The following is an 11008-nucleotide window of genomic DNA, read 5'->3' on the forward strand; positions in this document are numbered from 1 at the left end:
TCCCCTCCCCCCTTGAGGGGGAGGGTTAGGGAGGGGGGTATGCCTCACAGCGAGGTGTCGTCACGCCAACTCGGAGTTGCCCGAAATCTAAGAAGCTCAATGAGCAGAGCCGAGTGGAGGCTTTGGTATCATCTGCGCGCACATCGCTTCCGCGGCGCATCGTTTCGGCGTCAAGCACCAATTGGCCGGTACATCGTCGATTTTGTTTGTCACGACCTGATGCTGATTATCGAACTTGATGGCGGTCAGCACGGAGCTGCGGCAGCGACAAGGCATGACGACAAAAGGACGGCTTGGCTCGCAACGCGCGGCTACAAAGTGCTTCTGTTCTGGAACAATGATGTGCTGCAAAATACCCAGGGCGTACTGGAGCTAATAGCGGCCGAGCTCGAGGCTGCACCCCCCTCCCTGCTCGCCGCAAAACGGCGGCGAGCAGACCTCCCCCGCAAGGGGGGAGGTGATCGGCAGGCGCTGTCATGACCCAAACCAGGATCGATCGCAGGTTTGCCGATTTGAAGCGCCAGGGGCGCGCTGGGCTCGTGACCTTCATCACCGCCGGCGACCCGGACCAGGCAACCTCGCTCAAACTGCTGAAAGCGCTGCCGGGCGCCGGTGCCGATATCATCGAGCTCGGCATGCCCTTTTCCGATCCCATGGCTGACGGGCCGGCGATCCAGGCCTCCTCGCAGCGCGCGCTTGCCGCGGGTCAGACCATGGTCAAGACCCTTCGCATGGTTAAGGCCTTCCGCGAGAACGACGATTCCACGCCCATCGTGCTAATGGGTTATTACAACCCCATATATATCTATGGCGTTGACCGTTTCCTGAAGGACGCGGTCGCCGCCGGAGTCGATGGCTTGATCGTGGTCGACATGCCGCCAGAGGAAGATGCCGAGCTTCGCCCGCCCGCAAGCGAGGCAGGGCTGAACTTCATTCGCCTGGCGACGCCGACGACCGACGCCAAGCGCCTGCCGGCGGTGCTCGCCAATAGCTCGGGCTTCGTCTATTACGTGTCGATTGCCGGGATTACGGGCACGGCTGCGCCGAATCTTGCCGATGTCGGCGCCCATTTGGCCCGCATCAAGGCGGCGACCAAGCTCCCGATCGCCGTCGGCTTCGGCGTGAAGACCAGGGAGCAGGTGAGCGCCATCGCCAGGATCGCCGAGGGTGTGGTGGTTGGCTCGGCGCTTGTGTCGGCGATCGCTCAAAGTCTCGATGCCGAAGGCAAGGCGACGCCCGAAACCGGCCCCAAGGCTCTGGCGCTCGTGGAGCAGCTCGCTTCGGCGCTCCGCGCTCCAGCCGCCGCCGCCGCGCTTTAGGCACGATTTCGAGTTTAAGGTGAGTGTTGCTTTTTGACCGTTTGGTAGTCCCGTGAACTGGATCAACAACGTCGTCAGGCCCAAGATCCGCAGCATCCTTCGCAAGAAGGAGATGCCGGACAATCTTTGGGTCAAATGCCCCGAAACCGGGCAGATGATCTATTACAAGGATCTCGAAGCCAACCAGTTCGTGGTTCCAGGCTCCAATTACCACATGCGCGTCTCGGCACCGGCGCGGCTGAAAGGCCTGTTCGACGGCGGCGAATACGAGACCATCGCTCTTCCCGAGGTGCCGATCGACCCGCTCAAATTCCGCGACGAGCGGCGCTACACCGACCGCATCAAGGACGCCCGCGGCAAGACCGGCCTTGCCGACGCGGTCCTTGTCGGCGCCGGCAAGCTGCAAGGCGACAAGATCGTCGCCGCCGTCCAGGATTTCGATTTCATGGGCGGCTCGCTCGGCACCGCCGCCGGTGAAGCGGTGATTTCCGGCATGCGCACGGCAGTGAAGCAGCAAAGCCCGTTCGTTCTGTTTGCCGCTTCCGGCGGCGCGCGCATGCAGGAAGGCATTCTCTCGCTCATGCAGATGCCGCGCACCACCGTGGCGGTGCAGGAGCTGCGCGAGGCGAAGCTTCCTTATATCGTGGTGCTGACCCATCCGACCACCGGCGGCGTCACCGCCTCCTACGCCATGCTCGGCGACATCCACATTGCCGAGCCCGGCGCCCTCATCGGCTTCGCCGGTCCGCGCGTCATCGAGCAGACCATCCGCGAGCAGCTCCCCAACGGTTTCCAGCGCGCCGAATATCTGCTCGACCACGGCATGGTCGACATGGTGGTGCATCGCCATCGACTGCGTGACACGCTTGGCCGCATCTGCCACCTGCTGACCCACACCAGGCCTGGTCGCGACATCGCCCTTCCCGAGCATCTCGACGGCATGAATTCGCATCCGGCGCCGGCTGCGACGCTCGCGAGGCTCGGCGGCAACGGCGAGATCGTGGATATCGAGGTCGAGGACGACGACGACGATCGTTTGAACGAGCCCTTCGGCACCCCTGCCGAACCTCGTCCGCCGCGAAGCGTCTAAGGCCAATCTCCTTGACCACCTTGCCCCACAGCGACGAGGGCCGCATTCCACTGCCCTCGATCTCGGAGAGCCTCACGCTGCTCGAGCGCCTCAAGGCGCTGCACCCGCAATCGATCGATCTGTCGCTTGGACGCATCGAGCGTCTACTCGCGGCGCTTGACCATCCTGAGCGCAAGCTGCCTCCGGTGGTCCACGTCGCCGGCACCAACGGCAAGGGATCGCTGATCGCCTTCGTCCGCGCCATCGCCGAGGCCTTGGGCAAGCGCGTGCATGTCTACACCTCCCCGCACCTCGTCAACTTCCACGAGCGCATTCTGCTTGCCGGCTCCGATGGCGGTGCTCCGATCACCGAAGACAGGCTGGTCGACTGCCTCGCCCGCGCCGAGGCTGCCAATGCCGGCGAGCTGATCACCCTGTTCGAGATCACCACGGCTGCCGCCTTCCTCGCCTTCGCCGATACGCCCGCCGATGTGCTGCTGCTCGAAACCGGGTTGGGGGGCAGGCTCGATGCGACCAACGTCGTGGAGAAGCCGCTCGCCACCTCCATCACCCCAATCTCCATCGATCACGTCTCCTTCCTTGGCCACACGCTTGCGGCGATAGCAGGCGAGAAGGCCGGCATCCTCAAGCCCGGCGTCCCCTGCATCGTTGGACGCCAGGAAACCGAAGCGTTTCGGGTCATCGAAGCGCGGGCAGAGGAGATCGGCGCGCCGCTCCACGTGTTCGGGCGCGACTTCGACGTGTTCGAGCAGCACCGCAGGTTGATCTTCCAGACCTCCTCGCGGCTGATCGACCTTCCTTTGCCGCGCCTCAACGGGCGGCATCAGATCGACAATGCTGGTGCTGCCATCGCCACCGCGAGCGTCACCTTCGGCGACGCGCTCACTATCGAGGCGCTTGAGCGGGGACTGACCCATGCCGAATGGCCGGCGCGGCTTGAGCGCCTCGGCGAAGGCGCGCTTCACCAATATGCGGGCGAGGGCACCGAGATCTGGCTCGACGGCGGGCACAATGCCGCCGGCGGCCAAGCCATAGCGCATGCGCTCGCCGAATTCGAGGAGCGCGTGCCGCGCGCCGTTCATCTCATTTGGGGGATGATGGAGACGAAGGACGCCCACGCCTTCATCGCTCCATTCAAGGGGCTAGTCGAGCGCGTCTACACCGTGCCGATTCCCGAGGAGGCGAATGCGTTCTCGGCCGATGCTCTGGCGGAGATCGCCGCGAGCGAAGGCTTCGACGTGACGCCTACGAGCGGCGTGGCGCACGCGCTGATGCAATCGCGCGCGGCACTCGGGCGTCCGGGACGCGTGCTGATCTGCGGCTCGCTCTATTTAGCGGGCCACGTTCTCAAGCTGCATGGAAGCTAGACGGCGGCGACGCCGATGGTCCCGCTGATCCAGTCGGCAAGCCTGCCCTTGGGAAGCGCGCCAGTCTGCGTCGCCGCCAGCTGGCCGTCCTTGAAGATCATCAGCGTCGGGATCGCCCGCACATTGTAGCGCGACGGCGTGCGATGATTCTCATCGATGTTGAGCTTGACGATCTTGACCTTGCCGTTGAGTTCGTTGGCGATCTCCTCGAGCGCCGGTGCGATCTGCCGGCAAGGGCCGCACCATTCGGCCCAGAAGTCCACCACGACGGGGGTGGACGACTTCAATACGTCGGCCTCGAAGGTATCGTCGGAAACAGTTGCAGTTGCCATTTATTTGCTTCTCCTAGGTCGCCGGCATTCGACCCCCGAAAGTGGCCGGTCTTGTGGTCAAAAAGCGAACCTAGGTGCGCACCCCGGGAACGTCAAGGCTGGGGCCTTCCTGCAGCATGCGGCGTTCTGCCAGATCAAGCAGTGTTGATGGGATTTCCATGAGTTTCGGCCCATCGGTCCACAGGATCGCCGCCCGCAACGTTCGCTTCGGGAACATGAGGCGGAGCGCCGCGCGATAGGCGGCAAGTTGCGCGATATAGCCCGGCGCCACGTCATCGGGGGTGGAAGGAGGTGGCCGATTCGTCTTGTAGTCGAGCACGAGCAGGGCGTCGTCGAGGATCGCCAGCCGATCGACCTGGCCGGACAGGTCGCGCGCGTCGCCGCCCTCGCCGAGCCTTGCCACCACCGGCACCTCGCTGAGGCTGCCGGGCGCAAAGAGCGGCGCGAAGCTCTGGTCCTGCACGATGGCGAGCGTCTCGGTCACGATCTCCGCGCGCATCTCTTGCGGCAGGTCGCGCCCGCGTACGGCGACGAAGCTTCGCGCCGCACCCTCCCGATCGGCGGCTGCCACCTCAGGCAGATATTGCAGCAGCGTGTGCACCAGCCGGCCGCGGGCGAAGCGCAGGTTGTCGGCAAGCTCCTTTGGCCCGAGCGGCGGCTGCTCGGGGTAGGGGGGTGCCGCGTCGCCGAGGAGGGCGCCAAGCCCTGACGGCGTCAGGATCGCCCGTGAGCGCTCCGCCGGCGCTGGCTTGGTCGCCCAGTCCGGCAGCGGGGCTGCCTTGGTCTGCGCCTCGCTCTCTGCGGCCTTCTTGGCCGTGATCGTTGGCTCGTTCTCATGCCTCCACACGGTCTTTCCGTCGTAACCGGTGGTCTCGGTGAGAAGGCCGGCCGTCGCTTGCGCCACGAGGTCGTACCAGCAGTTCCTTTCTCGCTTCTTCGTGCCCTCCCAGCCGCAGATATAGAGCCGGTCGCGCGCCCTGGTCATGGCAACATAGAGCAGCCGGTTGTACTCATCGCGTTCGGCCTGCTGGAGGCCGTCCTTGGACGTCGCCAGGACCTCAAGATCGGAGTGCCCCGCAGGCGCCCAGAGGAGATGGCCGACCGTGCCTGGCGGCGTGCCAGGCCGCTCCAGCGGAAAGATCCGCGGCGCTTGCGCCCGGGACGTCATGCAGGTGTCGGGCAGGAATACGATTGGCGCCTGCAGGCCCTTGGCGCCGTGCACGGTCATGATGCGGACCTCGTCGCGCTCCTGCTCCATGTCGCGCTTGATTTCGATATCGCTCGCGCGGAGCTCATCGATGAAGCCTTGTAGCGAGGGAGCTTCGTCCCGGTCATAGGCAAGGGCGAGATCGAGGAACTCATCGAGCGCCTCTGCCGCCTCCGGCCCGAGCCTGGTGAGCATGCGCTTGCGCATTGCCTGGGCGTCGCGCTCGAGCAGGTCGTAGAAGAATTCATAAGGCGCCTGCAAGTCGACGCGGGACAGCAGGCGGGCGAGCGTGGCCGCCGCCTCGGCGAAGCGCGCATCGACGCCGGCCTTCGCCGTGAGCGCGCTCCACAGCGAACCGCTCCGCCCAAAGCCGACCTCGAACAGGGCCTCATCGTCGAGCCCGAACAGCGGGCTCTTGAGCACCACGGCGAGCGCAAGATCGTCCTCAGGCATCAGCAGCACGTCGGCGAGCGCCACGAGGTCCTGCACGGCAAGCTGGTCCATGAGGCGCATGCGGTCGGCGCCGGCCACCGGCACACCCTCCCGCTTCAGCGCGCGGAACATCGGTCTGGTGAAAGGATCGCGCCGCCGCACCAGGATCAGCACGTCGCCCGCCTTGATCTTGCGCCCCACCGCACCAAGCTCTTCGCCGGTGGTCAGCCAATGCTTGATGAGCGCCGCAATCCGCGCGCAAAGCTCATCGACCGAACGTGCCCCGCCGCGCTGCTCGTTCCACGGTTCGAATGCATCTGCCTGCGGGGACTTGGTTTCTTTATGCACCTCCCAACGCTCGACCAGGCCAGCCTCGCCTTGGCGGAAGGCATGATGCTTGATGACCGCGCCTGCCAGCGAGGTAAGTCCGCCCGCGGCGGTCGGGTTGGCAAACACCCGATCGACCGCCTCGAGAACCGGCTCCGTCGAGCGGAAGGACAGGTTAAGCGGAACGTCCTGCCACAGGCGCTGCGCGGCAGCCGCCTTGGCGCGAAAAGCGCGTCCAACTTCGCCGAAGCGAGCGGGGTCGGCACCCTGAAAGCTGTAGATCGACTGTTTCTCGTCGCCGACCGCAAACAGCGTGCGGAGCTTGGCGCAAGCACCTTCGCCGGCGAAGAACTCGTCCGCCAGTCGCTCGATGATGGTCCATTGCGCCGGGTTGGTATCCTGAGCCTCGTCGACCAGGATATGGTCGACGCCGCCGCCGATCTTGTAGAGCACCCAGGCCGCCGCCCCGGCGCTCAAGAGCAAGTCTTGGGTCTTGATGATGAGATCGTCGTAGTCGAGAGCGGCTTCCGCGCGCTTCCGCCGCTCATAGTCGGACTGAATCGCGTCGGCGAGGATGAGCAAGGCGCCGCTCACTTCGGCCATGCGCAAATGCGCCAGCCGCAAATCGAGGCCGGCGAAGCGGGTCTGGGCGCGCATGAGCGTCCGCACGATCTCAGGCTCGGCCTCGGCAAAGGCCTTGGTGCATACCTTGTCCTTCGTCTCGCCGGGTCCGGTCAGGAAGATCTCGGCGAGCGCGGCCACGCGGCGTTCGCCGTCGCTGGCCCTGGCCTCGCGCAAACCGGTCTCGGCATCCCTGTCGGTCTTGGCGGTGCTGCCGAACGCAGCGAAGGCAACGGTGGCGGCGTCGATTTCTTCGTCGGTAACAACGCCGGCAAGCTCGGCAAGGAGGGCGTGCTCGGTGTCGCCGGCGACGTCGAGCAGGTGCTTGAGCGCGGCAGCCTCTGCCTCGGCCCAATCGGGGCGGGAATCGTGATGGGCCATCAGGAGCGCGAGCTCGGCGCGTTTGGCGAGCACGGCATCGACCACCTTGCGAAAGTAGTCCTCGCTCGTGACCGCGATGATCTTGGCGAGCGCCTGGCCGAGCGTGCTATCTCTGTTCTCCGCGGCACTGGCGATCGTGGCGTCGAAGGCGTCGCCCCGCATCTCCGCCCGGTCGCGGTCGTCGAGCACCGCAAAATGCGGTGTGACGTTCGCCTCGAGCGGAAAGCGTTGGAGCAGGCGCTCGCAAAATCCGTGGATGGTGTAGATCTTGAGTCCGCCCCGAGCCTCCAGCGCCTGGGCGAACAGCCGCCGCGCCAGGCGCACCGTCTCATCCTCAGGAGCGCGGCCGATAAGCGCCGCCAACCTCTCGCGCAGATCGTCGGGCGGACTCGTCGCCCAATCGGCAAGCTCCTTGAGCAGGCGGTTCTGCATCGCCGCAGCCGCTGTCTTGGTATAGGTCAGACAGAGAATAGACTCCGGCCGCGAACTTGCGAGCAAGAGGCGCAAGACACGCTTGACCAGCACTTCGGTCTTGCCGGTTCCGGCATTGGCCGATACCCAGGCTGACGCCGTGGGATCGGAGGCGCGCGCCTGATTGGCGTCGGCCTCGAGCAGGAGCGGCGGCTTGTCGCTCATCGCGGCTCCTCGTCGGGCTCTTGCGTGAGCCATTCCTGAATGCGGGCGAGATGCTCGTATTCGTCGTAGCGATAGAGGCTGGCGAAGGCGGCGCCCGGCCGGCGCTTCACCTCGTAAGGGGTGTCGGGATCGGCGAAACGCTCGATAAGCCTGCTGAGATTGGCAAGTGCCCTCCCGGCAAGGTCCCCCGGCGGCGATTGCGCGGCTTCGCGATCCACGCCGCCTTGGTGCCGTCCTGAGGCCTCGATGTAACGGAGATCGACCACCGTCCGCTCGCCGAGCCCCTCGAAGCCGCCGCCTTCGGCGATTGCCGCTTCGAGCGCGAGCTGCGGCGCGAACAGCTCATCGACATGCTTTGCGAGCGGCGCCCTGCCGGTCTTGTAGTCGTAGATGGTCACGCCACCGTCCTCGCCGATGTCGATGCGGTCGGCGCGCGCCGTGAGGGTGAATCCTCCGCCTGCCGCAAGGTCGAGTGCGCCCTTGACCTCGGTGCGTGTGGCAACCGCGCGGTCTCGGCGCGCGGGCTCGGTTGCCGCGAACCAGCGCGCGAAACGCTGTAACGCCGGACGCCAGAAGGCCTCCACACGTGGCGAGCCGCCAAGCGTGGCGAACTGCTCGTCGGCGACGTCGACGAGCGCGGCATAGATGTCCGCCGGTAATTCGTCGGAATAGGTGCGCGCGAATTCGTGCAAGGCGCGATGCACCATGGTGCCACGCAGCGCGCTATCGGGAAGGGCGCCAAGCGGCTTCAGCTCTTCGAGCCGCAGGATGTCGCGGGCAAAGATCTCGTAGGGGTTGGCGATCCACTTCTCGATGCGGGTGACGCTGAGCTTGCGCGGGCGCGCCTCGACCGGCGGGCGCGGGCTGGGAGGCTGTGCAGGTTGGAAGCTTGCGACCCTGTCGCGCTCGCGTGCCCATGCCGCCCAAGGATGCTCCGGCGCGATTCTGGGCGTGGCCTTCGCCGCTTCCACGAGGGCCATGAGCCGCTGCAGCCAGCGCGACGGCACGGTCGGCACGCCGTCGACCTTGACGGCGCGTGAGAGATAAATGGTCGGCGCTCCGACTGCTTGGGCGAAGTCGTGGGCGGAAAGGCCAATGCGCCTCTCCGGCGGCGGGAGCCCGAGCGCCTCGGCCATGGGCCGGCTGAGCCACGGGCTCGCCTCCTGCGGCCGGGGCCAGACGCCCTCGTTCAGGCTGCCGAGGATCACCACGTCGGGCTGCTGCAGCCGGGCTTCGAGCGGCCCCCAGATGAAGAGGCGGGGATGCGCCGGCCGGCGCGGGCGTGCGACGCGGCCGGCGAGCAGGCTGCGATAGAAGGGCGCGTAGTCCGTTAGCTTGAGCGGGACCCGTTCGCCCTCCGCCATCAACTCGGCGAGCAGCACCGACATCGCCTCGCCGGCCTCTCCCTGCCAAAGGTGCGACGAGGAGTCTGTGCGGTCTTTGGCGAGCGCCTCGGCGGCGGCGGCATGGGCCTCGGCAACGCGCGAGGCCGGATGAGGCGATGGGTCCTGAAACAGGGCGGCGAGCGGCGCGAAGGCGCGTTTGAGGTCCTCGACCAGGCGCAGCGCCGTCTCCTGCTCGGGCAGGGTGACGGTCTTGCGGCGGCGCTCTTCGCTTCGCGCGGCCTTGACCGCGTCGGCGACGCCGTCGAGACCCTGGCCGATATAGATGTCACGGAAGGCGGCCCGTTCGAGCGCGCGCGCATCCTTTCTGATGTCGCCTGGAGCACGGCCGGCAAGGGTCAGCGGATGCTTGAGCAGCGCCATGAGCTCCGGCGCCGCGAAGCCGCTGTCCGCTGCGCTGATGACGAGGTCGAGGAAGGCGCCGGGCAAGGTGCGCGCGACCGGCACGCCCGCCGAATCGTCGATGATGAGATCGTAGGATTTGAGCCGCACCGCCACGCGCCTGGCAAGCGTTCGGTCTGGCGTTATCAGCGCCGCGGTCTTGCCTGGTGCCTCGATGGTGGAGCGGAGGATGAGCGCGATGGCTTCGGCCTCGTCATGCGCCGTCGGCGTCTCGAGCGTCTCAATTCCTGCGAGCGCGAGCGGAAGGCTTGCATCCTCCTCTTTGAGAAAATGCTGCCAGCGATCAGTGTCGCCCGCCGGACGCAGCACTTCGCTCACGAATTTGAGCCGCGCGCGCCGCTCGACGTTGGGTTGGCTGCCTTGCACGTAGTGCACGTCGTCGCGGGTCGCACCGAGCGTGTTGAGGAGTTCCGCCATGCCGGTCTGCGGATGCTCAGGATGGTCGTCGAGACTTTGCCAACTCGCCTCGTCGAGCGACAGGTCGAGGCCCGGCAGCACCACGGCGCCATTTGGCAGCGAGGCGATGACTTTGAGGAGCCGCGCCGTGGCCGGCACAGTTCCGGTCGATCCTGCGGCGATCACCGGACCAGCCGGTGGGTTGGCGATAAGGCGCTCAGCCTCGAAGGCCATCAGCGCATTCCGCCGCGCGGTGGGAGAGACGAGGCCATTGTCGCGAAGATGAGCCGGCCAGTGCTCGGTGACGATCTTCAGGAACTCGACCGTCAGCTGCCAGTGCTCCGAGTGCTCCTCCGGCACGAGACCTTGCAGAGCGGAGAGGCCGACCTCTTCGCTTTCGATGAAGTCCATGAGGTCGGCGAGGTCCGCGGCGAGATAGGAGGCTTGCGCCGGCGTGGAGGCCGGTGGCACGGGTCCGAGGCCCGAAGGATCGGCGATGGCGCCCTTGCGCAGGGTCTCGCTCCAGGCAAGCACCAGCCGCATCAGAGCAAGGCGCCGCTCGAGCGGGCCGACCGCCCGCGCTCCGCCGGCCACTGCGAAGCCTTGATCGGCGCCGCCCTCGGCGCCGAAGATGATCGCGGCGTCCTCGTCGGGATCGCCGAGCGCGCGGATTGAGGGCAGCAGCGCCGCCCGGCCGCCCGAAGCATCGAGAAAGGCATCGCGCAAAGCCCTGACCGCGCGGCGCGTGGGCAGATAGATGACGGCGCGCGGCAGCGTCAGCGGATCGGGCTTGGCGCCGCCCGGGACCGGCAGATCGCCGTTGAGCACGGCTCTGGCGAGCGTGGAGAGGAATGGCGCCGAGGGCGGGATCGTGTAGAGCCGCGGGCGCTTTTGGCCGGCGTCAGGCACCTTCGTGCTCGAACCAGGTCTCGGCCTCGGCCAGGGCCTCAGGCGTACCGACATGCATCCAGTGCCCGTCGAGACGCATGCCGTAGAGGCGCTTCTTGGCAAGCGCCCGGTCCCACAACAGGTTCAACGAGAATTTTCCGTCAGGCGCGTCGGTGAACAGTCTTGCATCGCTGAGCGGCTCGGCAC

General features: G+C 66.5%; 7 protein-coding genes and 1 pseudogene. 4 read left to right on the forward strand and 4 right to left on the reverse strand.

The window, feature by feature from the left end; genetic code table 11:
- The first annotated feature begins 39 nt into the window (after positions 1 to 39).
- The 4 genes from ACREC7_RS07775 to ACREC7_RS07790 are packed head-to-tail and all read left to right on the forward strand — an operon-like array spanning position 40 to position 3776.
- Entirely contained in the window at positions 40 to 480 is a 441-nt protein-coding gene (locus ACREC7_RS07775; protein WP_431555117.1) for an endonuclease domain-containing protein, read from the forward strand.
- Complete coding sequence (gene trpA / locus ACREC7_RS07780; protein WP_431555118.1) at positions 477 to 1319, forward strand: tryptophan synthase subunit alpha; 843 nt, start codon at positions 477 to 479, stop codon at positions 1317 to 1319. Before ACREC7_RS07775 ends, trpA begins: the two co-directional genes overlap by 4 nt.
- A 52-nt stretch (positions 1320 to 1371) precedes the next feature.
- Positions 1372 to 2409, forward strand: coding sequence for an acetyl-CoA carboxylase, carboxyltransferase subunit beta (gene accD / locus ACREC7_RS07785; protein ID WP_431555119.1), 1038 nt, complete (start codon positions 1372 to 1374; stop codon positions 2407 to 2409).
- A gap of 11 nt (positions 2410 to 2420) precedes the next feature.
- Positions 2421 to 3776, forward strand: a complete 1356-nt coding sequence (locus ACREC7_RS07790) for a bifunctional folylpolyglutamate synthase/dihydrofolate synthase (RefSeq protein ID WP_431555120.1) — start codon at positions 2421 to 2423, stop codon at positions 3774 to 3776.
- Here ACREC7_RS07790 and trxA read toward each other — a convergent pair.
- The 4 genes and pseudogenes from trxA to ACREC7_RS07810 form a co-directional block, all read right to left on the reverse strand.
- The gene (gene trxA / locus ACREC7_RS07795; protein WP_431555121.1) at positions 3773 to 4108 is read right to left on the reverse strand and encodes a thioredoxin; all 336 of its coding nucleotides are present in this window, start codon (positions 4106 to 4108) and stop codon (positions 3773 to 3775) included. The genes ACREC7_RS07790 and trxA overlap by 4 nt on opposite strands.
- Before the next feature lie 70 nt (positions 4109 to 4178).
- Complete coding sequence (gene addA, locus ACREC7_RS07800) at positions 4179 to 7712, reverse strand: double-strand break repair helicase AddA (RefSeq protein WP_431555122.1); 3534 nt, start codon at positions 7710 to 7712, stop codon at positions 4179 to 4181.
- Positions 7709 to 10822: a double-strand break repair protein AddB gene (gene addB, locus ACREC7_RS07805; RefSeq protein WP_431555123.1), complete on the reverse strand. Its 3114-nt coding sequence runs from the start codon at positions 10820 to 10822 to the stop codon at positions 7709 to 7711. The genes addA and addB overlap by 4 nt, the downstream gene beginning before the upstream one ends.
- Positions 10815 to 11008, reverse strand: a pseudogene (locus ACREC7_RS07810) (hypothetical protein); the annotation flags it as partial. The pseudogene ACREC7_RS07810 and the gene addB, both read right to left, overlap by 8 nt.

The organism is Methyloceanibacter sp., assembly GCF_050728395.1.
In the GTDB taxonomy this organism is placed as follows: Bacteria; Pseudomonadota; Alphaproteobacteria; order Rhizobiales; family Methyloligellaceae; genus Methyloceanibacter.

What these genes read in the sequence shown, in the direction of transcription:
- trpA (WP_431555118.1), top strand. Translation starts at nt 477, where the DNA reads ATGACCCAAACCAGGATCGATCGCAGGTTTGCCGATTTGAAGCGCCAG.
- trxA (WP_431555121.1), bottom strand. Translation starts at nt 4,108, where the DNA reads ATGGCAACTGCAACTGTTTCCGACGATACCTTCGAGGCCGACGTATTG.
- ACREC7_RS07775 (WP_431555117.1), top strand. Translation starts at nt 40, where the DNA reads ATGCCTCACAGCGAGGTGTCGTCACGCCAACTCGGAGTTGCCCGAAAT.
- addA (WP_431555122.1), bottom strand. Translation starts at nt 7,712, where the DNA reads ATGAGCGACAAGCCGCCGCTCCTGCTCGAGGCCGACGCCAATCAGGCG.